At 60.2% G+C, this 21,362-nt stretch carries 30 protein-coding genes and 1 pseudogene; 9 read left to right on the top strand and 22 right to left on the bottom strand.

Annotated features, from left to right (window positions below; all coding sequences use genetic code 11):
• Positions 1–76: 76 nt before the first annotated feature.
• Both IWY39_RS14755 and IWY39_RS14750 read right to left on the bottom strand, forming a co-directional pair.
• Positions 77–760 (bottom strand): hypothetical protein, encoded by a 684-nt coding sequence (locus IWY39_RS14755; protein WP_107126591.1) that lies wholly within the window; start codon positions 758–760, stop codon positions 77–79.
• A 163-nt stretch (positions 761–923) separates the two neighbouring features.
• Complete coding sequence (locus IWY39_RS14750; RefSeq protein ID WP_107126592.1) at positions 924–1,310, bottom strand: PH domain-containing protein; 387 nt, start codon at positions 1,308–1,310, stop codon at positions 924–926.
• Positions 1,311–1,455: 145 nt separating this feature from the next.
• Here IWY39_RS14750 and IWY39_RS14745 point away from each other — a divergent pair, with 145 nt between their 5' ends.
• The 6 genes from IWY39_RS14745 to IWY39_RS14720 all read left to right on the top strand — a co-directional run bounded on the left by IWY39_RS14745 (position 1,456) and on the right by IWY39_RS14720 (position 5,575).
• Entirely contained in the window at positions 1,456–2,010 is a 555-nt protein-coding gene (locus tag IWY39_RS14745) for a nuclease (protein ID WP_107126596.1), read from the top strand.
• A gap of 198 nt (positions 2,011–2,208) precedes the next feature.
• Positions 2,209–2,934, top strand: coding sequence for a hypothetical protein (locus tag IWY39_RS14740; protein WP_107126593.1), 726 nt, complete (start codon positions 2,209–2,211; stop codon positions 2,932–2,934).
• 272 nt (positions 2,935–3,206) lie between these two features.
• Positions 3,207–3,605: a VOC family protein gene (locus tag IWY39_RS14735; RefSeq protein WP_107126594.1), complete on the top strand. Its 399-nt coding sequence runs from the start codon at positions 3,207–3,209 to the stop codon at positions 3,603–3,605.
• Positions 3,606–3,629: 24 nt separating this feature from the next.
• Positions 3,630–3,854, top strand: coding sequence for a hypothetical protein (locus IWY39_RS14730; protein ID WP_107126595.1), 225 nt, complete (start codon positions 3,630–3,632; stop codon positions 3,852–3,854).
• Between the two features lie 13 nt (positions 3,855–3,867).
• Complete coding sequence (locus IWY39_RS14725; RefSeq protein ID WP_145169959.1) at positions 3,868–4,644, top strand: P-loop ATPase, Sll1717 family; 777 nt, start codon at positions 3,868–3,870, stop codon at positions 4,642–4,644.
• Positions 4,645–4,738: 94 nt separating this feature from the next.
• On the top strand, positions 4,739–5,575 hold the full coding sequence (locus IWY39_RS14720) for an IS5 family transposase (RefSeq protein WP_107125139.1): 837 nt from the start codon (positions 4,739–4,741) through the stop codon (positions 5,573–5,575).
• Between the two features lie 40 nt (positions 5,576–5,615).
• Here IWY39_RS14720 and IWY39_RS14715 read toward each other — a convergent pair whose 3' ends face one another.
• A complete protein-coding gene (locus tag IWY39_RS14715; protein WP_196871310.1) occupies positions 5,616–5,900 on the bottom strand; it encodes a hypothetical protein in 285 nt (94 codons plus the stop codon).
• Positions 5,901–6,005: 105 nt separating this feature from the next.
• On the opposite strand from IWY39_RS14715, the gene IWY39_RS14710 reads away from it, so the two are divergent.
• Both IWY39_RS14710 and IWY39_RS14705 read left to right on the top strand, forming a co-directional pair.
• On the top strand, positions 6,006–7,382 hold the full coding sequence (locus tag IWY39_RS14710) for an IS701 family transposase (protein ID WP_196871309.1): 1,377 nt from the start codon (positions 6,006–6,008) through the stop codon (positions 7,380–7,382).
• 30 nt (positions 7,383–7,412) lie between these two features.
• Positions 7,413–8,243, top strand: a pseudogene (locus IWY39_RS14705) (P-loop ATPase, Sll1717 family); the annotation flags it as partial.
• A gap of 273 nt (positions 8,244–8,516) precedes the next feature.
• Here the strand turns inward: IWY39_RS14705 and IWY39_RS14700 are convergent.
• A complete protein-coding gene (locus IWY39_RS14700) occupies positions 8,517–8,918 on the bottom strand; it encodes a hypothetical protein (protein ID WP_107125653.1) in 402 nt (133 codons plus the stop codon).
• A 71-nt stretch (positions 8,919–8,989) separates the two neighbouring features.
• Entirely contained in the window at positions 8,990–10,798 is a 1,809-nt protein-coding gene (gene lepA / locus IWY39_RS14695; RefSeq protein ID WP_017184048.1) for a translation elongation factor 4, read from the bottom strand.
• A gap of 184 nt (positions 10,799–10,982) precedes the next feature.
• Between lepA and IWY39_RS14690 the strand changes: the two genes are divergently transcribed.
• A complete protein-coding gene (locus IWY39_RS14690; protein WP_026002559.1) occupies positions 10,983–11,753 on the top strand; it encodes a CsgG/HfaB family protein in 771 nt (256 codons plus the stop codon).
• A gap of 42 nt (positions 11,754–11,795) precedes the next feature.
• Here IWY39_RS14690 and IWY39_RS14685 read toward each other — a convergent pair whose 3' ends face one another.
• From IWY39_RS14685 to rplP, 17 genes are all read right to left on the bottom strand, one after another.
• Positions 11,796–12,827 (bottom strand): acyltransferase family protein, encoded by a 1,032-nt coding sequence (locus IWY39_RS14685; RefSeq protein WP_107125652.1) that lies wholly within the window; start codon positions 12,825–12,827, stop codon positions 11,796–11,798.
• A gap of 110 nt (positions 12,828–12,937) precedes the next feature.
• Positions 12,938–13,471 carry an SRPBCC family protein gene (locus tag IWY39_RS14680; protein WP_107125651.1) on the bottom strand — a complete coding sequence of 178 codons (534 nt, stop codon included), beginning with the start codon at positions 13,469–13,471 and terminating at the stop codon, positions 12,938–12,940.
• 38 nt (positions 13,472–13,509) lie between these two features.
• Complete coding sequence (locus IWY39_RS14675) at positions 13,510–14,166, bottom strand: adenylate kinase (protein ID WP_107125659.1); 657 nt, start codon at positions 14,164–14,166, stop codon at positions 13,510–13,512.
• A 46-nt stretch (positions 14,167–14,212) separates the two neighbouring features.
• Positions 14,213–15,577 (bottom strand): preprotein translocase subunit SecY, encoded by a 1,365-nt coding sequence (gene secY / locus IWY39_RS14670; protein ID WP_017184043.1) that lies wholly within the window; start codon positions 15,575–15,577, stop codon positions 14,213–14,215.
• Between the two features lie 194 nt (positions 15,578–15,771).
• A complete protein-coding gene (gene rplO / locus IWY39_RS14665; protein WP_107125650.1) occupies positions 15,772–16,305 on the bottom strand; it encodes a 50S ribosomal protein L15 in 534 nt (177 codons plus the stop codon).
• A gap of 136 nt (positions 16,306–16,441) precedes the next feature.
• Entirely contained in the window at positions 16,442–16,621 is a 180-nt protein-coding gene (gene rpmD, locus IWY39_RS14660) for a 50S ribosomal protein L30 (RefSeq protein WP_006960339.1), read from the bottom strand.
• Between the two features lie 5 nt (positions 16,622–16,626).
• Positions 16,627–17,352, bottom strand: a complete 726-nt coding sequence (gene rpsE, locus IWY39_RS14655; RefSeq protein ID WP_017184041.1) for a 30S ribosomal protein S5 — start codon at positions 17,350–17,352, stop codon at positions 16,627–16,629.
• A 2-nt stretch (positions 17,353–17,354) separates the two neighbouring features.
• Positions 17,355–17,708: a 50S ribosomal protein L18 gene (rplR, locus tag IWY39_RS14650; protein ID WP_017184040.1), complete on the bottom strand. Its 354-nt coding sequence runs from the start codon at positions 17,706–17,708 to the stop codon at positions 17,355–17,357.
• Position 17,709: 1 nt separating this feature from the next.
• Positions 17,710–18,243: a 50S ribosomal protein L6 gene (rplF, locus tag IWY39_RS14645; RefSeq protein ID WP_107125649.1), complete on the bottom strand. Its 534-nt coding sequence runs from the start codon at positions 18,241–18,243 to the stop codon at positions 17,710–17,712.
• The gene (gene rpsH, locus IWY39_RS14640; RefSeq protein WP_017184038.1) at positions 18,243–18,638 is read right to left on the bottom strand and encodes a 30S ribosomal protein S8; all 396 of its coding nucleotides are present in this window, start codon (positions 18,636–18,638) and stop codon (positions 18,243–18,245) included. The genes rplF and rpsH overlap by 1 nt, the downstream gene beginning before the upstream one ends.
• A gap of 12 nt (positions 18,639–18,650) precedes the next feature.
• A complete protein-coding gene (rpsN, locus tag IWY39_RS14635; protein ID WP_017184037.1) occupies positions 18,651–18,956 on the bottom strand; it encodes a 30S ribosomal protein S14 in 306 nt (101 codons plus the stop codon).
• Between the two features lie 64 nt (positions 18,957–19,020).
• A complete protein-coding gene (gene rplE / locus IWY39_RS14630; protein WP_017184036.1) occupies positions 19,021–19,596 on the bottom strand; it encodes a 50S ribosomal protein L5 in 576 nt (191 codons plus the stop codon).
• On the bottom strand, positions 19,596–19,907 hold the full coding sequence (gene rplX, locus IWY39_RS14625) for a 50S ribosomal protein L24 (protein ID WP_017184035.1): 312 nt from the start codon (positions 19,905–19,907) through the stop codon (positions 19,596–19,598). Before rplX ends, rplE begins: the two co-directional genes overlap by 1 nt.
• Positions 19,907–20,275, bottom strand: a complete 369-nt coding sequence (rplN, locus tag IWY39_RS14620) for a 50S ribosomal protein L14 (RefSeq protein WP_006960322.1) — start codon at positions 20,273–20,275, stop codon at positions 19,907–19,909. Before rplN ends, rplX begins: the two co-directional genes overlap by 1 nt.
• A gap of 164 nt (positions 20,276–20,439) precedes the next feature.
• A complete protein-coding gene (rpsQ, locus tag IWY39_RS14615) occupies positions 20,440–20,703 on the bottom strand; it encodes a 30S ribosomal protein S17 (RefSeq protein WP_006960320.1) in 264 nt (87 codons plus the stop codon).
• A gap of 12 nt (positions 20,704–20,715) precedes the next feature.
• Positions 20,716–20,919, bottom strand: coding sequence for a 50S ribosomal protein L29 (rpmC, locus tag IWY39_RS14610; RefSeq protein ID WP_006960315.1), 204 nt, complete (start codon positions 20,917–20,919; stop codon positions 20,716–20,718).
• Between the two features lie 4 nt (positions 20,920–20,923).
• A complete protein-coding gene (gene rplP, locus IWY39_RS14605; protein ID WP_006960313.1) occupies positions 20,924–21,355 on the bottom strand; it encodes a 50S ribosomal protein L16 in 432 nt (143 codons plus the stop codon).
• Between the last annotated feature and the right edge of the window lie 7 nt (positions 21,356–21,362).

Below are 21,362 nucleotides of genomic sequence, written 5' to 3'. Positions count from 1 at the left end.
CCCGCTGGGCACCCGACTGTCAAAGCGCGTTTGGCTTATCCTGTTCTTCCCCTGCGAGGGGAGTATCTCCGCCCCGCTACATCTCCAGCCCGATCAGCGTGCCGCTGCCGATGCGGTCGACATGGCGCTTGCCGTCGATTTCCAGCCAGTCGGGCGTCACTTCCAGCCGCCGCCCCCGGATGGTGGTGCGCAGATGTTCCACCGCAATCCGGTTGCGCGACACGATGCGCAGCACCGCAAGGCCGTCGCCGCGCGACGCCATCATCGAATAGCGGTCGCCGCGCAGCAGGAAGTGCCAGCTGCCATCGGTCGGCAGCCATTCATTGCCGTCGATCACCTGCACCGGCTCGCCATCAGGCGCGCCCAGCCGCACGCTGATCCGCGTCGCGCCATTGGTGCGGCGGGGCGGGGCAAAGATCAGGATCGGCTCGCCATCCAGCGTGATGGGGATCGGCGTGTCGCGCAACAGGCGCGATCCGCCGACGATCAGTTGCGGCAATTCGGCGGAAAAGGGCAGACGGTCCCGCGCGAAATGGCGCTGGCGCACGACCGGATTGGCATGAAAGCTATGCACCTGCGTCGCGGTCAGCCGCCCTTCCTCCACCAGCCCGTGGCATGTCGGGCACAGCAACGTCGCGCCATTGCTGTCGGGCAGACCCAGATAGCGATAGATGGTCACCCCGCACCGCACACAGGCAAAGCCGCAGGCCTGCCTTATGTCCGCGCGCTGCTCGGCCGTCAGTTCCGTCAGTGACGGCATCACTCGCAAGCCCATGCAGACGACCCCTTGTCCGCGCCGCGCCACATCATGCGGCCCGGCGTTGCTCCTTCTGGCGTCCTCTGCGGCTGGGAACTCTTCCGGTCCCTCTATCTGCTATCGTTGAAATATATGCGTCAAAGTCAAGGGGTAGCGTATAAATCCCCTATCGCTGTGGCAACAGGTCCAGACTGCGCGCGGCGGCGATGGCGCGGATTCGGCCGGGCCGGGGCATATTCTTGATCGCGATTTCGGCCATATCGCCCGCGCTGAACAGCTCGACATGGCCAACGTCGAAGATGCGCTGGCCCAGCGATTGCGTGATCCGCACGCTGCGAATGCTCGACAGGGCGATCTCGGTGCGCTGCTTGGCCAGCAGCCCCCGCTCCATCAGCACCTCCCACTCGCTCAGCGCCAGCCGCTCGCCCTTGTGCATCACCCACCACACCGCGATGGCCAGTATGCCGACGACCGACACCAGCAACAGCATGAACAGCACGGGATGCGCCCGGAACATCGCGGGATGCTCATCATATAACCAGCTCTCGCTCATGCCGCCTCCTGCGCCTGGGACGCGCCGTTTTGATCATGCCCCCGCGCCATCGTCAAGCGGCCGATCCGCTGATCCGCGCGGCAGGTTGGTTAACGAAATCTTCGGGAAAATCGGCTATCCTTATATAGGAGAGTGGAAACCGATCATGGCACATAATCTCTACGAACCGGGCGATCGCACCTTCGACCCATCGGGCGCCTGGCTGCATGACAGGCAGGACGGCCCGGCCACCATCGTGGCGGGCGGGATCATCCTCGTCGCGCTGGTGATCGCGGCGGCCGCCATCCTGCTGTTCAAGGATCTGATGCCCGCTGCCGATCATGGCGCGGTCGCTGCCCGGCCGACCATTTCCGAACAGTTCGGGCTGTGCGACGATCTGACCGGCGATGCCTGCGTCCTGTCGGCGGACAGCTATGCCTACAAGGGCCATTATTATCGCCTGGCCGACATCAGCGTCCCCAGCCAGATCGGCGCCAAATGCCCGGACGAAGCCGAACGGGCGCAGCAGGGGCGTATAGCGCTCGCCGCGATGATGAACGGCGGCGCGTTCGAGGCCCGGCCCGATCCCATAGACCCGGACCCGGCGGCCAGGGTGCTGGTGCGCGACGGCGTGTCGATCGGCCAGTTGATGATCCTCAAGGGCCATGCCCGGCCCTGGTCGCCAAAGCCGATCCACTGGTGCGCGGGCCAGCCGCACTGAGCGTCTGTCCCGACAGGCGCGCAAGAACGCATTTCGGTTGCCGCACCGGCCCTCACCCCCACCCGACCGCCCACAGAGTGTATCCTGAATGGGAGGTCGGGTGGGGTTCAAACGAGGCACGTGACTCGTTTGAAGGCCGGTGCGGATACGCCAAAAAATACTGTCCTACATATAACCATATAGGTTATATGGCCCGCCATGACCAGCCGATCCCTTCCGCGCGCAACGGTGCAGCCCGTCCATCTGGATTTCACCCCCATCCCTCGCCGCTATCGCCATGATGGCTGGACGCCGGAGCGTCAGCGCGCCTTCATCGCCGCGCTGGCGGAAACCGGATCGGTCAAGCACGCCGCCCAGCGCGTCGGCATGTCGACCGATGGCGCCTATCAGTTGCGACGGCAAAAGGGCGCCGACAGCTTCGCCGCCGCCTGGCTCGCCGCGCTGGATCAGGGGGTGCAGCGGCTGGAGGACATCGCGCTGGAACGCGCCATCAACGGCATCGAAGTCCCGGTGTACAGCTATGGCAAGCTGGTCGGCACCCGCCGCGTCTTTAACGACCGGCTGCTCATGTTCCTGCTGCGCAACCGCGCGCATGATCGCTATCCCGAAGGCGCGATCCGCGGCGCATCCCGCCCCGTCGATATCGAAGCGCTCAAGCTTGAATGGAAGCGCGAGGAAATGCGCCCCGGCGGCGAGGCCGATCTGGATCTCAAGAAGATCTTGAAGGAAGTCGAAAGGCTCCGCATCGAGGAGGTCGCCATCATAGAAGCCAACCGCCTCGACCCGCGCGGCCGCATCACCATAGAGGGCGACGAACGCGAAGCCTTCGACCGCTGGCGCGCCGCAACCCAAGGCCTCGCCCTGCCAGCCCCGGACACGGACGCACACCACCGTCGCGATGGGCCGCAGGCGCGGACGTTTTGAGGGTGGGTGTGGGGCAGGAAATGGCCGATTTCGGAATGTCGCCTTACCGGCGGGTAGGAAGGGATAGCCGCCGTTCCCCCTTAGGGCAGGCGACACGATCATGAACGGAAGTGGCTGCCTGTCGCCCATCGACCAAGGTAAGACTTCTGTCCCTATCGATTCAAGCATGCCAACGTCAGCCCAACGATCCAAGCGTGACCGCGCGTTTGATCCTGCTATGGCCGAGCGCGGGCAGTGTTCAATCATGGCGCAGCCCTAGTAGGAGAAGATGCATGCTTTTTCACACGATGGTGGGGTCGAACGACATCGACCGGGCGAAGCGCTTTTACGACACGGTGCTTGGTACCCTCGGAGTTGGGGAGGCGACGATCAACGTGGCCGACAGTGGCCACACGCGCCTGATCTACAACAGCGGGAATGGGGCCAATTTCATTGTCACCCAGCCGATCAATGACGAACCGGCAACTGTCGCGAACGGCAGCACCATTGCTTTTTCATGCAATTCGCCAGAGCAGGTGAAGCAGTTTCATGATGCTGCAGTTGCCAATGGTGGCATGTCGATCGAGGTAGCGCCCGGTCCTCGCGAAACAGCGTCTATGGGTACGATCGTACTCGCGTACTTCCGCGATCCAGATGGAAACAAGCTATGCGGCATCCACTTCCCCAAATGACGCTGCTTGGCATCGTTTAGCCTGATGCAGCTGCCCGCCAATGATTTGGTGGGGCAGCTGGTCGCTCTCTTCCCGTTCCATTTTGGCCGATTGCAGACGGTCGCTTTAGATACGAAAATGGCGAAGAAGCTGACACTCTTGCACAAGCTTTTAACGTACGATGCGGCGACAGTAAAAAATGACGCCGGATACCGGCGCGGCTTCAATCCACTTGCACTTGTGAGTTTCATCATACACGAATGTGAATGACAGGAGCAGCATCGTGGCACTACCATTCAAAAAAATATCTGATTTAAATATCGGATCAATAGATGCAATTAACTTTAGCGGCAGACAAGAAAAAGAATTTCTTTCGAAAATATTTCTTCGGGATAGCGTGCTCGATAAAGTACTGGAATCAAAGAGATATTTTCTAGTGGGCGAGAAGGGCACGGGGAAGACTGCATACGCTACTCTGCTAAGCAACTCAGAGTACAAAAATACTTCCTCCACTATTAGAAGCATCACAGGCACAGATTACGAAAGATTCATCAAGCAAAAAGCCCTTGGGCATCTCCAGGTATCTGGATACACAGATATTTGGCGTGTCATCCTTCTTCAACTTATGTCTGACAACATACAAAGAAGCGAAGACGGAGCTATTTTACAGGCAAGTAAGTTTGCGAACTTAAAAACAGTTATCGAAAATTATTATCAGACGGCATTCGCTCCGGAAATAATTAACGCAATTGAGTTTATTGAAAATGCGGAATTAAATGCTGAAATAACTGCGCCTAAAATTGCCAAGATTGGATCTAAATCAGCTGTATCAGTCAAATTTGCTGGCAATGGATTTCAGACTAGCCTTTTCGCAATAGAACAGAGATTTAAAGAAGCCATAAGCTCTTTGAATTTGGGAAAAGATCATATTCTTTTTATCGACGGTATCGATGTTCGTCCCGATGATATAGAGTATGAAATATATTTGGAATGTATCAAAGGTCTTGCCAACGCTGCTTGGAGCTTGAACATAGATTTCTTCTCAAATATTAGAGCCTGATCCGAAATTAAGTTGAGTGGTATCAGCGGGTTAGCTTGACGGCGTGCCCTGTCGTTGATTCAGCGGTTTTGCGACAAACCAAAGGAAATCAACGATGTGGACCGACACCACTCGGGCGCAGTATGCCCGTGCGGACTTGGCTTTGCCAAGCGATTTGACCGATGCCGAATGGGCGCTGCTCGAGCCGTTCTTTCCGCCGCCCTCGCATGTAGGGCGTCCGCGCAAGTGGCCGCTCAGGCGGATTGTCGAGGCGATCCTGTATCTGTTGCGTGGCGGCCTCCCGTGGCGGATGCTTCCGCCGTGTTTTCCGCCGGTCTCGACGGTGCGGCGTTGGTTCTATCTGTGGCGGGACAGCAGGCTGTGGTTGTCGTTAAACCATACCCTGCTGCTGATCGGGCGCGAAGCTGCAGGCCGCCAGGGCTCGCCCAGCGCCGGCGTGATCGACAGCCAGAGCGTCAAAACCACGGAAAGCGGCGGGCCACGGGGTTATGACGCGGGCAAGAAGACAAAGGGGCGCAAGCGCCATATCCTGACGGATACCGACGGCAATCTCGTCCATGCCGTAGTCCACACCGCCGACATCCAAGACCGTGACGGCGCTCCGCTGGTGCTGGCCGAGATCATCAGGCGCTTCCCGTGGCTGCGCCATGTCTTCGCCGATGGTGGCTATGCCGGTGACAAACTCAGGGACGCGCTGCGCCGGATCGGCAAATGGACCATCGAGATCGTCAAACGGTCGGATGCCGCAAAGGGGTTTGTCATTCTCCCGCGACGCTGGGTCGTCGAGCGAACCCTCGCCTGGCTGAACCGCAATCGCCGCCTCGCCAAGGACTTTGAACAGACCATCGCATCGGCTACCGCATGGCTCTTCATCGCCTCGATCCAGCTCTTCGCACGCCGCATCGCAAGGCCATCAAATCACGCCCGATAATTTTGAATCAGGCTCTAAGCTCGACTTTGTACGTTTTTGGTCAGGTCCAGGTCCAGAAGATGCTGTTTTCAGCGATGTGGTCGAGGGCTTGATCGAGTGGCAAGACGCATCCGCCCATATCGTCGATATCTTCCCATTTCCGCCGGTGTGACCAGTAGCCGAGCCTGACTTCGTCGCGCGAGCCGACAGGCTTGAGGCGGGCGACCGGTGCCTCGGTTTCCAGCAGATAGAGATGGTAAGCGCCCTTGTCCTCATACCATCCGACGCCGCCGCCGTTGGCCGCGTCGAACGTCTCGATGCGCAGAATGATTTCCTCGTCTTTCATGGTGCATCCATAGCTGCCGTCGGGTCACAGCATATTCGAGTCACCTCGCCGCATGGCAACAGCCTAAGCGTTGCAACGTGCTTCAGTCAGGATTCGAAGCATGGAATGCTGGACCAGAACAAGGCCGTTATCGGCGATCCCGTCCCCCAGATCCTGCGCCAATGGCTGCAGGCATGGCGTCCCTGCTTTACGGCTCCCAGCTGGGAGCATGTCCTTGTTCTTGTGATGGGCGGCCTACTGGCCACGGGCAAACGGACCGTTACGACTTGCCTGCGTGTGACCGGCCGAGCCGATGCTGCCAACTTTGCAACCTATCACCAGATCCTCAATCGCGCCCGCTGGAGTTCGCGTGCCGTTGCCAGGCGTTTATTGGGCATTGTGGTCGAACGGCTCGTGCCCGATGGTCCTGTGGTCATTGGTATGGACGACACCATTGAGCGGCGATGGGGGCGCCGGATCACCGCACGGGGTATCTACCGCGACCCGGTCCGCTCCAGTCACGGCCATTTCGTCAAAGCCAGCGGACTGCGCTGGCTCAGCTTCATGGTGCTCACCCCGGTGTCATGGACCCGCCTGATCAAGGCACTGCCAGTCTTGACGTTGCTCGCTCCTTCGGAACGATCGAACCGTCAACGCGGCTGTCGTCACAAATTGCTGACGGACTGGGCCCGGCAGGGCGCGCTGCAGCTGTCTCGCTGGCTGCCGGGTCGGCGGATCATTTTCATTGGCGACAGCAGCTTTGCTGTCCACGAACTGGCGCATGCGATCGTCCGCCGGGCCACACTCATCAGCCGACTGCGGCTCGACGCCAACTTGTTTGCTCAGCCTGCGGGGCGAACGGCACGCACGATGGGGCGACCGGCGCAGAAAGGGCGAGCATTATCAAAACTCAAGACCCTGCTCGCCAACCCGGCGACACGCTGGACCAGTATTCTCGTCTCTGCCTGGTATGGCCATCTCAACGGCAAGACGCTCGAGATCACATCTGACATCGCCTTATGGTACAGGCCCGGCACTCCGGTCTTGCCGGTCCGCTGGGTCCTGGTTCGCGATCCTGACGGAAAGCGCGGCCCGCAGGCCTTCTTCAGTACCGACATCAGCCTCGAGCCCGCCGAGATAATCGCCCTCTACGTCCGCCGATGGCAGATCGAGGTCACCTTTGCCGAAACCCGCGCGCACCTGGGTGTCGAGACACAGCGCCAATGGACCGACAAAGCCATAGCGCGAACCACGCCGGCTCTGCTCGGATTATACAGCCTCATCTCGCTCTGGGCCTGTGATCTTCTCAACAGTACCAGTACACCCTATGCGGCCGCGTGGTATCGGAAAACCAGCCTGACATTTAGCGACGCCATCGGCGCAATCCGACTCCAACTTTGGGTCGGCGACATTAACTCACACTCCCCGCCCCGCCGGAAACCGCAATATATTCCAACAACCCGCATCGTACGTATGGCCCAAGCGCTATGCTTCACTACCTAATCGTACAAAGTCGAGCTTAGAGATTCGAGAGGGAGGCTAAAAGTTATTGTTCTTTTGAGGCCAGACATATTTGAAGCTATTGGCTTTCATAATAGCAATACAAAGATCAGAGATAATGGCGTCCAGTTGGACTGGAAAACGACATACGGCGATGCCAAGACATCTCGGCTTTTTCGGCTAGTAGATGGCATACTCGGTAAACAACAGAATGCTGGGAAAGATCTTGCGTTAGGTCAAGCATGGTCACACTACTTCAATTATACACTAGCTAATAAAAGGATAGCCGAGCGTATAGACGATCCATTTATTGGATTTCTTCGGTATTCCTTTTATAGACCACGCGACGTCATATCTTACATCTTGATTTTGCAAGAGTACGTTAATGAGCATCGTCCCGATGCTTTAAGTTTTTCTCAAAGAGACTTCGAAAATTGCCAACAACAATATTCAGAATATCTCCTTGGAGAAGTAAAGAACTACTTGTCATTCTATCATGCCAATGCCGACTTCGACGAAATAACAGGATTTTTCCGATTTCTTGGTGGTAAAAGCCGTTTCTCATGGCGAGATTTTCAAGACGCCTTTCGCGAATATAGCCTGAGCGTTGGCTCCAAAAAACCTACCATTAGAGAATTATCTGAAGCGCCTGAGCAGTTTCTTCAATTCTTATATAGCATGAATGTCATTGGGTACGATGAGATGTCGGCAAACAAGCTGGAAAATTTTGTCCACTGGTCCTTCCGCGATCGCTCGTCTGTAACCCTTAATCCAAAGATACCTTCAAATCTCGGTGCGGCTACCGAGCGTCCTTATTCAGTTCATCCAGGACTCGCACGGGCACTAAAGGTGGGCGGGACATGAGATATAGACGTATACAGCCTACTCTTTTGGCAAGTGGCGCGCGCGCCTGATGCCGTCGGCAAAGTAATTTCTACGGTAGATAGCTGGGCACCCGCAAATACCTCTGATTTCTTGACCTTTCGAGCGCCAAGTGATTGAAATTGTTGGATGGGACTTTGCTGAATTCAGGGTTGTTGCGGGTGTCCAGCTTGATGGAGCAGCGTTTGCCCATAGCGTCCGCTTGCACGCATCTGTTAAATGATAAGGGATGGCTTAAAGTGGCGCAACCTCGCCCTACCCCATCTTCCCCCGCACCGCCGCCAGCACATCCCGCGCCAGTCGCGCATAGTCGGCGCAGGCGGCCTGCATCGCCGTGCCGCTATCCCCGTCGCGCCAGCCGCCATAGCAATGCCGGTTCTGCGCCGCGCGCATCGTGCGCAGCCGCCCGCGCTCGACGCCTGCCAGACCCAATTGCCCGCCAACCCGTCGCCATGCTTCCGCCGCGCTGAAAATGCGCCGCCCCGGATGGATGCCGGGGTCGCGCCCTGCCGCCTTGCCCAGCCGGTCGATCCGCTGCGCCTCGACAATCATGTCGGTCAGGAACAGGTCCAGTTCGCGCAGGCCATTGCCGATCAGCCGGGCGGGCATCGCGCCGCGCCGCCGTGTCGCCGCGTCGGGGCACAGGCCGCGCGACATGCCATTGGCCAGAAACGCCGCCGCCCGCTCGATCCGGTCCAGTTGGCCGGTCAGGGCGGCGTGCGCGTCGGTCAGTTCTCGTCGCCCATCCGCAGCGCGGCGATGAAGGCTTCCTGCGGAATCTGGACCGATCCATATTCGCGCATCCGCTTCTTGCCTTCCTTCTGCTTGTCGAGCAGCTTCTTCTTGCGGCTGATGTCGCCGCCATAGCATTTGGCGGTCACGTCCTTGCGCATCGCGGCGATGGTTTCGCGGGCGATCACCTTGCCGCCGATCGCGGCCTGGATCGGGATTTTGAACAAATGGCGGGGGATCAGGTCTTTCAGGCGCTCGCACATGCCGCGCCCGCGCGATTCCGCCGATCCGCGATGGACGATCATGCTGAGCGCGTCGACCGGCTCTGAATTGACCATGATGCTCATCTTGACCAGGTCGCCCTCGCGATAGCCGATCTGGTGATAGTCGAAGCTCGCATAGCCGCGGCTGATGCTCTTCAGGCGGTCGTAAAAGTCGAACACCACTTCGTTGAGCGGCAATTCATAGGTCACCTGCGCGCGACCGCCGACATAGGTGAGGTTCTTCTGGATGCCGCGCCGGTCCTGGCACAGTTTCAGGATGGACCCCAGATATTCGTCGGGGCAATAGATGATCGCCTCGATCCACGGCTCCTCAATCTCGTCGATCTTGGTCGGGTCGGGCATGTCGGCGGGATTGTGCAGTTCGATCTCGCCCGCGCCATAGGTCAGCTTGATCTTGTACACCACCGACGGCGCCGTGGTGATCAGGTCCAGATCATATTCGCGGGTCAGCCGTTCCTGAATGATTTCCAGATGGAGCAGGCCCAGGAACCCGCAGCGGAAGCCGAAGCCCAGCGCCGCGCTGCTTTCCATTTCGAAGCTGAAGCTGGCGTCGTTCAGGCGCAGCTTGCTGATGCTGTCGCGCAATTTGTCGAAATCATTGGCATCGACCGGGAACAGGCCGCAAAACACCACCGGCTGCACTTCCTTAAAGCCCGGCAGCGGCGCGGTTGCGCCATTTTTGACCGTGGTGATGGTGTCGCCCACGCGGGTCTGGGCAATTTCCTTGATCTGCGCGGTGATGAAGCCGATTTCGCCTGCCGCCAGTTCGGGCAGTTGTTCGATCTTGGGCCGCATGCAACCGACGCGGTCGATGAGATGTTCGGTGCCGCCGATCATGAACTTGATCGCCTGCCCCTTCCTGATCACGCCATTGACGACGCGGACCAGGATGACGACGCCCAGATAGGGGTCGTACCAGCTGTCGACCAGCATCGCCTCCAGCGGCGCGTTGCGGTCGCCCTTTGGCGGCGGGATTTTCTGGACGATGGCTTCCAGAATTTCATCGATGCCGATGCCCGATTTGGCGCTGGCCAGCACCGCTTCGGACGCATCCAGGCCGATGACATCCTCGATTTCCTTGCGCACCTTTTCCGGTTCCGCGGCGGGCAGGTCGATCTTGTTGAGCACCGGCACGATCTCATGATCATGCTCGATCGACTGGTAGACATTGGCCAAAGTCTGCGCTTCCACGCCCTGCGCCGCGTCCACGACCAGCAGCGCGCCCTCGCACGCGGCAAGGGAACGGCTGACCTCATAGGCGAAGTCGACATGGCCCGGCGTGTCCATCAGGTTCAGCTCATAGGTCTGGCCATCTTTCGCGACATAGTCCAGGCGCACCGTCTGCGCCTTGATCGTGATCCCGCGCTCCTTCTCAATGTCCATGTTATCAAGGACTTGGGCGCTCATCTCGCGGTCAGACAGGCCGCCGGTCCGCTGGATCAGCCGGTCCGCCAGCGTGGACTTGCCATGGTCGATATGGGCGATGATCGAAAAGTTACGGATGTGGCTAAGCTCAGTCATTGCGCGCCGATAGCAGGTGTCATCGGCCCTGTCAGCAGGATCGCGAAAGCCCCGTCCGATAAGATGACAATGGCCGTCACCCCCACCCCGCTCCGCTTGGAAGCATGACGGCGCTATGATATGATGCGCGAAAATATCGGGGCGCGCACAAATTCAGATCAAGCAACAAACGGGGTTCTTGAAAATGCGTGTATTAAAGACGTTGACAGCCGCTACGGTCTGTCTGGCACTGGTCGCGCCGCAAGCCATTGCCGCTGACAAGGGGTCGTCGGGTCGTCAGGCCCAGACGAAAAAACAGATGGAAATCCCCCGCTGCACCAAGCGCCTCGGCACCGTCGCAATCGTCGAGCCGGACAATCAGTGGTGGCGCGAACTGAGCCTGGGCAGCCCGGAAGCGATAATCAAACTGTTCGTCCAGCAGTCCGGCTGCTTTGGCCTGGTCAATCGCGGCCGGTCGATGGCCAGCCGCAATCTGGAACGCGCCATGGCGGATTCGGGCGAATTGCAGGCGGGCAGCAATCTGGGCAAGGGTCAGGTCAAGGCGGCGGATTATTTCATCCAGCCCGACATCGTGACCACCAACAAGAATAGCGGCGGCAATGCCTTTGGCGGAATGCTCGGCGGGATGCTGGGCGGCCGGGTCGGCGGCGCGCTGCTGGGCGGCATATCGATCAAGAAGAGCGAAGCCAACGTCATGCTGTCGGTCGTCAATGCACGCACGACCGAAGAGGAAGTGATGGCGGAAGGCTATTTCCGCAAATCGGACCTCAGCTTTGGCGGCGGTGGCGGACTGGGCTGGATGGGCGGCCTGGCTGCGGTCGGCGGCGGCGGCTACCAGAATACCGATATCGGTCAGGTCATCGTGCTCGCCTATCTGGACGCCTATACCAAGATGGTGACGCAGATGGGCGGGTTGCCGGAAAATGCGGCTGCGGCAGCACCTGTCGCACGATAGGATCAGGAGGGGCGCGGCCGGTCTGTCCGGCTGCGCCCTTTATCAGGCCGGAACGATGGCGACAGCCGGCCCCGCGCGCCGACGCTTCCACCAGCGCAATATCGTCTCCCCCGCTGGCCGTTCGACCGCGCGATTGATCGCCGTTCCCAGCAGCAACGCTACCGCGAAGGCGGCGAAGAAGCCGACCCAGGGGCTATAGCCGGCCTTGGCAACCTCCAGCATGACGATGAAACCGACATGCTGATGGATGAGGTAAAAGGAATAGCTGATCCCGCCCAGCCAGACGAGCGGGCGCAAGCTGAGAAAGCGCAACCGTCCCGCGATCAACGCTGCGAAGGTTAGGATCAAGACGCAGGCGACGATGGTCACGTCCCAGGTCTCGATCGTCGCCACGGAGGCGAGCCCCAGAAGCATATAAGGCGTCTGCTGCCGCCAACTGCGCTGCCCGGCCCATACCCGATAGGACAACATGCCGATGACGAAGAAAGGCAGATAGCGCAGCACCAGCAGCATGATGATGCGTTCGGGCATGTCGGGCCAGGCGAAATAGAGCCAGCGTATGGCCAGCCACGCCGCCAGCATGGGTTCAAGCCGCTTGAGGCCAGCAAAGCGCCACAGCGCGATCATGCAGACATAGAAGCCGATTTCCACGGTCAGCGTCCAATAGGCCCCGTCGACTTCGGGCATGAACGCAAAGCCCTGCAACATGGTAAAGTTGGCGAGGATCGCCACCGGACCGACCAGCAACTGGGTCGCATGCGCCAGATATTCGATGCCCAGCGTCAGCAGCATGGCGACGATATAGGCAGGGTAAAGGCGCGCAAAGCGGTTGACGACAAAATCGGCGACCGACCCGATCCGGTCGAGCGTGAAGAAGATCGCGAAGCCCGAAATGGTGAAGAACAGCAACACCCGGTAATTGCCGCCGGGGAAGCTGAAAGGGACATGGCTGGCCTGCGGAAACAGCTCGTGGAAGCGAGTGGAATAATGGAAAATCAGCACGCACAACGCCCCGATGCCGCGCAAAGCGTCCAACTCGGTCAGGCGAGTACGGGAGGAAGGCGATCCGGCCATGCCGCGCTATAGCAACAAGACAGCAATAAATCCGTTAACATCGTGGTTAACTAGAGCGTCTTAACCCTCTTTTGTTGCTGATTTTTTGCCAGATCGCACCAGTCGATCGGTCAATGTGCCTCCGCCGCACGTTTCAGGCCCTGTAATTGCTCGTTCAGGACCTGATCAACCAATGGAGCAAGCGTGGCTGCACCGGCGCGCAGATAGCCGCCGACGACATAGGTCATCGTGACGCGAACACCCTTGCCCGACGGCTTGATCGTGACATCGAGCGTGCCAGCGACGCCTTCGCTCTGAAGCGGTCCCAGCGCGGCGGACAGGCGCAACTGCTTGTCGGGCACGGCATAGATGACCCGCCCATGTTCAACGCTGCCGGGCTTGCCGGACGGATTGGGCAGGGCTTCGCAAAAGCAACCACCGGCGCGCGGGTCCAGGACCATATTGGCCGAATCGCCGCTATAGGTGTGACTGTCACTCCACCAGCGACCGGGCATTGCCAGCAACGCATAGACAGCGCCAGGTTTCGCCGCGATCTCCACGCTGCTTTGCGTTGCAAAGCCGATGTCGCTGGTCGCTGTAACAGCGCTATGGGCCGGCGCGGCCATCGCCGCACCAGCCCATAGCAAAAGTCCGATGATGCGCATGATGCCCTCCCCCCGTCGCGTGCGGAGGGCAATCTAGCTCAGGCTGCGCCGCCGTCCAAGATGGCAGCGATCGCAACGCTCACATCGTCCATATCCGCCATGCCATCGACACGCGACACGATGCCACGCGCTTCATAGATTGGCAGGATCGGCGCCGTCTTGGCACGATATTCGGCCATGCGGGTGCGGACGGTTTCTTCATTGTCGTCGGGACGACGCTTGAATTCCGTGCCGCCGCATTTGTCACAGACGCCTTCGACCTTGGGCTTCTTGAACGTGTCGTGATAGCCTTCCCCGCAGCTGGCGCAGGTGAAGCGGCCGGTAATGCGTTCGACCAGCGCGTCTTCGTCGACTTCCAGTTCGACGACATGATCGAGCGAACGGCCGCGCTGTTCCAGGATGGTATCGAGCGAATGCGCCTGCGCCTCTGTCCGCGGATAGCCATCGAAGATGACACCGGTGTCGGAGGAAAGCGCGTCCAGCGCCTCGCCGATAATACCGGACACGACTTCGTCAGGCACGAGTGCGCCCGATTCCATCAGCGCCTTGGCCTGCAGGCCTACGGGCGTTCCCGCCTTGACCGCAGCGCGCAGCATGTCGCCGGTCGACAGCTGGACCATGCCACGGCTATCGACCAGACGGCTGGCCTGCGTCCCCTTGCCAGCACCCGGAGGGCCAAGCAGAATGATATTCATTGCGCGCATTCTCCCCTGTTGTGCGCCCTGAGCCGGTCTGCGCCAATTAGCGCATACGGCCTTTCAGCTTCGCCTTCTTGATCAGATCCCCATATTGATGGGCGAGCAGATGGCTTTGAATCTGGGTCACCGTATCGACCGTAACATTGACGACGATCAACAGGCTAGTCCCACCAAGGTAGAATGGAATTCCCGCCCGGGCGATGGCGAATTCAGGCACGAGGCAGATGAACGCCAGATAGGCCGCGCCGATCACCGTGATGCGCGTCAGCACATAGTCGAGATAATTTTCGGTATTCTTGCCCGGACGGATGCCGGGAATGAAGCCGCCGTTGCGCTTGAGATTGTCCGCCGTCTCTTCCGGATTGAACACCACGGCGGTGTAGAAGAAGCAGAAGAACACGATACCAAGCCCGTACAGCGCCATGTAGACCGGGCTGCCATGCGACAGATACTGGTTCAGCGTTAGCACGAAGTCGCCCAGCCTGCTCTCACCCGCGACGGTTTGACCCGCAAATTGCGAGATGGTCAGCGGCATCAGCAGCAGCGAGCTGGCGAAGATCGGCGGGATCACACCGGCGGTGTTGACCTTCAAGGGCAGATGGCTGCGATCCGCCTGCATCAGCCCCTGCCGGGTCTGGCGCTTGGGATATTGGATTAGTACGCGGCGCTGGGCCCGCTCCATGAAGCAGATCAAAAGGACGAGGCCGACAGCCATTACCATGATCAGGAAGATCAGCAGGCCGGAAATCGTGCCTTCGCTGCCCGATTTGAACAGGTTGCTCAACGTCACCGGCAACTGGGCGACGATGCCCGCCATGATGATGAGCGACACGCCATTGCCGATGCCGCGCGAAGTGATCTGTTCACCCAGCCACATCAGGAACATGGTGCCGCCGATCAGCGAGACAACGGCGGTCAGGCGGAACAGCATGCCCGGTTCGATCACCGCGGCGACGCCCGACTGCGCGCCGAAGCCTTCAAGCCCGACCGCAATGAAATAGCCCTGGACCGCGGTCAGGCCGACCGTGCCATAGCGGGTATATTGGTTGAGCTTCTTGCGCCCGCTCTCACCTTCCTTCTTGATCGCCGCCAGCTTGGGCGAGAGCGACGCGCCAAGCTGCACCACGATCGATGCGGTGATGTAGGGCATGACGCCGAGCGCGATCAGGCTCATGCGCGACAGGCTGCCACCGGAGAAGGTGTTGAAAATGTCGAGGATGCCGCCCTGCGTCTGGCTGTAGAGCTGCGACAAGGCGGTCGGATCGACGCCGGGCAGCGGCACGAAGCTGAGGAAACGGAACACGATCAGCGCGCCAAGCGTAAACCACAGGCGCTTCTTGAGGTCGGTCGCCTGGCTGAACTTCGCGAGGCTGAGATTGGATGCGAGCTGGTCGGCTCTCGATGCCATGGTGGCTGCCCTTCAAATCATGCGTGCCGGAGCATCAAGGCCCCGGAGCGGAATCGCTCATCCCTTAGCGGGACGGGTTAGCCGTGTCGAACAGGGAGTTGCCGCGCAAGCGACAAAATACCCCCCCAGATACGCACAGCCCCGCCAACCCATATCGGGCAGCGGGGCCATACATGCAAGTCTGGGACGGCGAATTACGCCTTCCGCGCAGCCTTGGCAGCGGCGAGCGCAGTGCCCTTCTTGGCCTTCGCCTTGTCGGCTGCGGCGACCACTTCGATCACCTCGACCTTGCCACCGGCCTTTTCGACGGCTTCCACCGCGCCCTTGGACGCGCCGGCGACCAGGAAGCTGACCTTGGCGGTCAATTCACCCTTGGCGAGCAGACGGACGCCATCCTTGCCGCCACGGGCGAGCGCGGCTGCCTTGAGCGCGGCATGGTCGATGGTTGCATTGGCATCCAGCTTGCCAGCATCGATCGCCTTCTGCACGGCACCCAGGTTCACGATCGCATAATCGTTCGCGAAGATGTTGTTGAAGCCGCGCTTCGGGATGCGCATGTGGAGCGGCATCTGGCCGCCTTCGAAACCGTTGATGGCAACGCCCGAACGCGCCTTGGCGCCCTTCTGGCCGCGACCGGCGGTCTTGCCCTTGCCCGAACCGATGCCGCGTCCGACGCGCATACGGCCCTTGCGGGCGCCATCATTGTCACGGATGTCATTGAGTTTCATATCGTGCACTCGCTTTCGCTATGTTCGCGCTGTCCCCCGATGGGGACCAAAGAGGCCGGGCCGATAGCCCACCCTTGGAAAAAACGAAAGAGGGGTTTCCCCCTCTTCCGCATCATATCGTCGGATCGAAGGGCTGTTAGCCCTCGACCACCTGTACCATGTGGGGCAGCTTGCGGATGGCACCGCGAACTTCCGCTGTGTCTTCCAGTTCCACCACGCGGTGCATCTTGCCCAGGCCCAGGCCGATCAGAATCTTCTTCTGGTCGGCGGGACGGCGGATCGGCGAACCGATCTGCTTGATCTTGATCTTGGCCATATCGCTTACTCCGCAATCGCTTCGGCGTCGGCGGCAGCCAACTCGACCGAGGCGCCACCACGACGAAGCAGGTCGGCGACCTTCTTGCCGCGGCGCTGCGCCACCGATTTGGGGCTGGTCTGTTCGCCCAGCGCCGCAAAGGTCGCCCGGATCATGTTATAGGGGTTCGACGTGCCGTTGGACTTGGTCACGACGTCCGCAACGCCCAGGCTTTCGAACACGGCGCGCATCGGACCACCGGCGATGATACCCGTACCGGCCGGAGCCGAACGGACGGTCACCTTACCCGCACCGAAATGGCCAAGGCCATCATGATGCAGCGTGCGGCCTTCCTTGAGCGGAACGCGAACCATTGCCTTCTTGGCAGCGGCGGTCGCCTTGCTGATCGCTTCAGGCACTTCGCGCGCCTTGCCATGGCCGAAGCCCGCACGACCCTTGCCATCGCCAACGACGACCAGAGCCGCGAAACCGAAGCGCTTGCCGCCCTTGACGGTCTTGCTGACGCGGTTGATGTGAACCAGCTTCTCGATCAGTTCTTCGCCCTGATCTTCGTCGCGGTTGCCGCCACGACGATCGTCACGACGGCCACGGCCGCCGCGATCGCCACGGTTGCGATCACCGCCACCGCCACGGTTGCCACGACCGCCACGGCCGGGGCCGCGACCTTCGGTCGGTGCAGCGTCCGCGCCGTCGACGGGCGCAGCGACTTCAATGGTGTTTTCGTCTGCCATGCTCAGAACTCCAGCCCGGCTTCACGGGCCGCATCGGCCAGCGCCTTGACGCGGCCATGGAAAAGGAAACCGCCGCGATCGAACACGACGCGGGTGACGCCAGCCTTGGTCGCGGCTTCCGCCACGCGCTTGCCGACATCGGCAGCCGCATCAGCGGTTGCGCCGGTCTTGCCGCGCACGTCCTTGTCCAGGGTCGAAGCGGCGGCGACGGTGGTACCGGCGGCGTCGTCAATGACCTGGGCGTAGATGTGACGGCCCGAACGATGGACGCTCAGACGCGGACGATTGCCCGACACGGCCTTAAGGGCGGTGCGAACGCGGCGACGACGCCGCGCGAAGAGGGAAAGCTTTGCCATCTTACTTCTTCTTCCCTTCCTTGCGGAAGATGAATTCGCCGTCGTACTTGATACCCTTGCCCTTATAAGGCTCAGGCTTACGCCAGCGACGGATTTCGGCCGCAACCTGTCCGACCTTCTGCTTGTCGATACCGATGATCTCGACCGTGGTGTTATCCGGGGTCTTGATCTCGATCCCTTCGGGGATCGCGTAATCGACGTCGTGGCTGTAGCCCAGCTGCAACTTCAGGTTCTTGCCCTGCGAGTTGGCGCGGTAGCCAACGCCGGTGATCAGCAGCTTCTTGGAGAAGCCTTCGGTCACACCGGTAACCAGGTTCTGGACCAGCGTACGCTGCATACCCCAGAAGGCGCGCGCCGCTTTGGTCTTGTTGGCAGGCTGCACCGAAATGCCGTCATTTTCCAACGTATAGCTGATCTCGTCGCGCAGCGGCATGGCGAGGGTGCCCTTGGGGCCCTTCACCGAGAGCTGCCCGCCCTCGATCGTCGCGGTGACCCCTACGGGGATCGCGACCGGTTTTTTACCGATGCGGCTCATTAGAACACCTCCGCCAGCACTTCGCCGCCGACATTCTGCTCGCGCGCTTCCGCGTCGGACAGAACGCCGCGGGGCGTCGAGACAATGGTGATGCCCAGGCCGTTGCGCACTACCGGCAGTTCCTTGGAACCCGAATAGACGCGGCGGCCAGGCTTGGACACGCGAGCAACATGCTTGATGGCCGGCTGGCCCTCAAAATATTTCAGCTCGATGCGCAGGCCGGGATGGGCGCCAAGCGCTTCCTCGGAATAACCGCGGATATAGCCTTCGCGCTGAAGCACGTCGAGAACGCGGGCGCGCAGCTTGGAGGCGGGGGACATAACGCTGTCCTTCTTCGCCTGCTGCCCGTTGCGGATGCGGGTGAGCATATCACCCAGGGGATCGGTCAATGCCATGAGATGATATCCTTACCAGCTCGACTTGGTGACGCCGGGGATCAGGCCCTTATTGGCCAGATCGCGCAGCTGAATACGGCAGAGCCGGAATTTGCGGTAATAGGCGCGCGGGCGACCCGTCAGTTCGCAGCGGTTACGCACGCGAGTGGGGTTACCGTTGCGGGGAATTTCCGCCATCTTCAGACGCGCGATCAAACGATCACCGTCGTCAGCATTGGTATCATTTGCGATCGCCTTGAGCTTTGCATAACGGCCGGCATATTTCTTCACCAGCTTCTTGCGACGCTCATTCTTGTTGATCGAACTCAGTTTCGCCATGACTTAAGTTCTCTTCCTTAGCTAATGCGTTGGGAGAGAAGCGGGGCCAAAATCCCTAAGGACTTTAAGCCGCCTGCTTCTCTTCTTCCTGCGGGAAGGGGAAACCGAACAGGCGCAGCAGCTCGCGCGCCTCGTCGTCCGTCTTCGCGGTGGTGGTCACGATGATGTCCATGCCGCGCACCTTGTCGACGCGGTCATAGCTGATCTCCGGGAAAATGATCTGTTCCTTGATGCCGAAGGCATAGTTGCCACGGCCGTCAAAGCTCTTGGGGTTCAGACCACGGAAGTCGCGCACGCGGGGGAGCGCGATGTTGATCAGACGATCCAGGAATTCATACATGCGCTCGCGGCGCAGCGTGACCTTGGCACCGATCGGCATGCCTTCACGCAGCTTGAACTGCGCGATCGACTTCCTCGCCTTGGTGATGACCGGCTTCTGGCCAGCGATCAGTTCCATTTCCTCGGCGGCCTGGGTGACCTTCTTCTTGTCCTGGGTCGCTTCGCCCACGCCCATGTTGAGCGTGATCTTTTCGATCCTGGGGACTTCCATGACGTTCTTGTAACCGAACTTGGCGGTCATCGCCTTGGCGATTTCAGCGTCATAGAGCGCCTTGGAGCGCGGAATATATTTGTCGGCCATTACAGCACCTCACCGGACTTGACGGCGACGCGAACCTTCTTGCCGTCGCGCTCCTCGAAACGAACGCGGGTCGGCTTGCCGTCCTTGTCGGCGACCGCCACGTTCGAGATGTGGAGCGGCGCAGGCTTGCGCTCGATGCCGCCCTGCGGGTTCGACTGGTCGGGCTTGCGATGCTTCGCATGCACGTTGATGCCTTCGACCAGGACCTTGTCGTCCTTGGGCATCACCTGAAGGACAGCGCCGGTACGGCCCTTGTCCTTGCCAGCCAGGACGACGATCTTGTCACCCTTCTTGATCTTAGCAGCGCTCATTACAGCACCTCAGGGGCTAGGCTGATGATCTTCATGTGCTTCTTGGCACGCAGTTCACGAACCACGGGGCCAAAGATACGGGTGCCGATCGGCTCCTCGTTCTTGTTGATCAGCACAGCGGCGTTACCGTCGAAACGGATGACCGAACCATCGGCGCGCCGAATGTCCTTGGCCGTACGCACGATGACGGCGCGATGAACGTCGCCCTTCTTGACCTTGCCGCGCGGAGCCGCTTCCTTGACGGAGACGACGATGATGTCGCCCACGCCAGCGAAGCGCCGCTTCGACCCGCCCAGCACCTTGATGCACTGGACGCGCTTGGCGCCGCTATTGTCCGCGACGTCAAGATTGGATTGCATCTGGATCATGGATCCGGTTCCTTCTTATTTGGCCTACCGGAAAAATTCCGGCGGTTCCGAATTTCGTGCCTGGACCCTGTGAGTCATACGCGAAGCGCGGGCCTGTAACCTCTTCTGAACGAAAAGGCCAGCCCCGCGTCGCAATTAAACTCAAAGAGTCGGTGACCTATCCCTCAGGCCGCCGTTTCCGGCGACTTGTGGGTGTCCACGCGCTCGATGACCTTCCAGGTCTTGAGCTTGGAAATCGGGGCGGTTTCCTCGATGCGGACCGTCTCGCCTTCCTTGTAGACATTGCCCTCGTCATGGGCATGATATTTTTTCGAACGGCGGATGATCTTGCCGTAGAGCGCATGCTTAACCTTGCGCTCCACGCGAACGACCACCGTCTTGTCGGTCTTGTCGGAAACCACAGTTCCCGTCAGCACGCGCTTGGGCATCGTGTGGTTCCTTTACTTGGCAGCGGAGCTGTTACGCTCCGTCTGCAGGGTCTTGATCTGCGCGATCGACCGGCGGACTTCCTTGACCCGGCTGGGCTTTTCCAGCTGGTTGGTGGCCGCCTGGAAACGCAGGTTGAACTGCTCGCGCTTCAGGTTGTTCAGCTCGGTCGACAGCTCGTCGTCCGTCTTGGTCTTGAGATCAGCAACTTTCGCCATGACCTTAGCCCTCCAGATGCGAGGTGTCGCCGAGGCGGGCAACAACCTTCGTCTTGATCGGCAGCTTCATCGCGGCACGCGAGAAAGCCTCAGCTGCGAGCGGACCGGGCACGCCGTCCAGTTCGAACAGGATGCGGCCGGGGGCGACGCGAGCCGCCCAATATTCGACCGAACCCTTGCCCTTGCCCTGACGGACTTCAGCCGGCTTCTTCGTCACCGGAACGTCGGGGAACACGCGGATCCACAGACGGCCCTGGCGGCGGATGTGACGGGTGATCGCACGGCGAGCCGCTTCGATCTGGCGCGCGGTGATCCGTTCCGGCTCCATGGCCTTCAGGCCGTAGGCGCCGAAGTTCAGCGCAGTGCCGCCCTTCGCATCGCCCTTGATCCGGCCCTTGAAGGTCTTGCGGAACTTCATTTTCTTCGGTTGCAGCATGACGCTA

Origin of the sequence: Sphingobium sp. JAI105, assembly GCF_015752145.1 — a bacterium.
In the GTDB taxonomy this organism is placed as follows: domain Bacteria; phylum Pseudomonadota; class Alphaproteobacteria; order Sphingomonadales; family Sphingomonadaceae; genus Sphingobium; species Sphingobium xenophagum.
The sequence above is the reverse complement of the archived record's forward strand: the minus strand, read 5'-3'. Positions and strand labels throughout refer to the sequence as shown.

Bases quoted from the DNA above. Each gene is read 5' to 3' on its own strand.
- rpsN (WP_017184037.1), bottom strand. From the start codon at position 18,956: ATGGCGAAACTGAGTTCGATCAACAAGAATGAGCGTCGCAAGAAGCTG.
- IWY39_RS14730 (WP_107126595.1), top strand. From the start codon at position 3,630: ATGCAGCTGCCCGCCAATGATTTGGTGGGGCAGCTGGTCGCTCTCTTC.
- IWY39_RS14680 (WP_107125651.1), bottom strand. From the start codon at position 13,471: ATGCGCATCATCGGACTTTTGCTATGGGCTGGTGCGGCGATGGCCGCG.
- rplE (WP_017184036.1), bottom strand. From the start codon at position 19,596: ATGGCCGACAAATATATTCCGCGCTCCAAGGCGCTCTATGACGCTGAA.
- rplN (WP_006960322.1), bottom strand. From the start codon at position 20,275: ATGATCCAGATGCAATCCAATCTTGACGTCGCGGACAATAGCGGCGCC.
- rpmC (WP_006960315.1), bottom strand. From the start codon at position 20,919: ATGGCGAAAGTTGCTGATCTCAAGACCAAGACGGACGACGAGCTGTCG.
- IWY39_RS14755 (WP_107126591.1), bottom strand. From the start codon at position 760: ATGCCGTCACTGACGGAACTGACGGCCGAGCAGCGCGCGGACATAAGG.
- rplX (WP_017184035.1), bottom strand. From the start codon at position 19,907: ATGAGCGCTGCTAAGATCAAGAAGGGTGACAAGATCGTCGTCCTGGCT.
- IWY39_RS14715 (WP_196871310.1), bottom strand. From the start codon at position 5,900: ATGAAAGACGAGGAAATCATTCTGCGCATCGAGACGTTCGACGCGGCC.
- rpmD (WP_006960339.1), bottom strand. From the start codon at position 16,621: ATGGCCAAGATCAAGATCAAGCAGATCGGTTCGCCGATCCGCCGTCCC.
- rplF (WP_107125649.1), bottom strand. From the start codon at position 18,243: ATGAGCCGCATCGGTAAAAAACCGGTCGCGATCCCCGTAGGGGTCACC.
- secY (WP_017184043.1), bottom strand. From the start codon at position 15,577: ATGGCATCGAGAGCCGACCAGCTCGCATCCAATCTCAGCCTCGCGAAG.
- lepA (WP_017184048.1), bottom strand. From the start codon at position 10,798: ATGACTGAGCTTAGCCACATCCGTAACTTTTCGATCATCGCCCATATC.
- IWY39_RS14740 (WP_107126593.1), top strand. From the start codon at position 2,209: ATGACCAGCCGATCCCTTCCGCGCGCAACGGTGCAGCCCGTCCATCTG.
- IWY39_RS14735 (WP_107126594.1), top strand. From the start codon at position 3,207: ATGCTTTTTCACACGATGGTGGGGTCGAACGACATCGACCGGGCGAAG.
- IWY39_RS14690 (WP_026002559.1), top strand. From the start codon at position 10,983: ATGCGTGTATTAAAGACGTTGACAGCCGCTACGGTCTGTCTGGCACTG.
- IWY39_RS14685 (WP_107125652.1), bottom strand. From the start codon at position 12,827: ATGGCCGGATCGCCTTCCTCCCGTACTCGCCTGACCGAGTTGGACGCT.
- rpsH (WP_017184038.1), bottom strand. From the start codon at position 18,638: ATGGCATTGACCGATCCCCTGGGTGATATGCTCACCCGCATCCGCAAC.
- rplR (WP_017184040.1), bottom strand. From the start codon at position 17,708: ATGGCAAAGCTTTCCCTCTTCGCGCGGCGTCGTCGCCGCGTTCGCACC.
- rpsQ (WP_006960320.1), bottom strand. From the start codon at position 20,703: ATGCCCAAGCGCGTGCTGACGGGAACTGTGGTTTCCGACAAGACCGAC.
- IWY39_RS14745 (WP_107126596.1), top strand. From the start codon at position 1,456: ATGGCACATAATCTCTACGAACCGGGCGATCGCACCTTCGACCCATCG.
- IWY39_RS14675 (WP_107125659.1), bottom strand. From the start codon at position 14,166: ATGAATATCATTCTGCTTGGCCCTCCGGGTGCTGGCAAGGGGACGCAG.
- rplP (WP_006960313.1), bottom strand. From the start codon at position 21,355: ATGCTGCAACCGAAGAAAATGAAGTTCCGCAAGACCTTCAAGGGCCGG.
- IWY39_RS14720 (WP_107125139.1), top strand. From the start codon at position 4,739: ATGTGGACCGACACCACTCGGGCGCAGTATGCCCGTGCGGACTTGGCT.
- IWY39_RS14710 (WP_196871309.1), top strand. From the start codon at position 6,006: ATGCTGGACCAGAACAAGGCCGTTATCGGCGATCCCGTCCCCCAGATC.
- IWY39_RS14700 (WP_107125653.1), bottom strand. From the start codon at position 8,918: ATGTCGCGCGGCCTGTGCCCCGACGCGGCGACACGGCGGCGCGGCGCG.
- rplO (WP_107125650.1), bottom strand. From the start codon at position 16,305: ATGAAACTCAATGACATCCGTGACAATGATGGCGCCCGCAAGGGCCGT.
- rpsE (WP_017184041.1), bottom strand. From the start codon at position 17,352: ATGGCAGACGAAAACACCATTGAAGTCGCTGCGCCCGTCGACGGCGCG.
- IWY39_RS14750 (WP_107126592.1), bottom strand. From the start codon at position 1,310: ATGAGCGAGAGCTGGTTATATGATGAGCATCCCGCGATGTTCCGGGCG.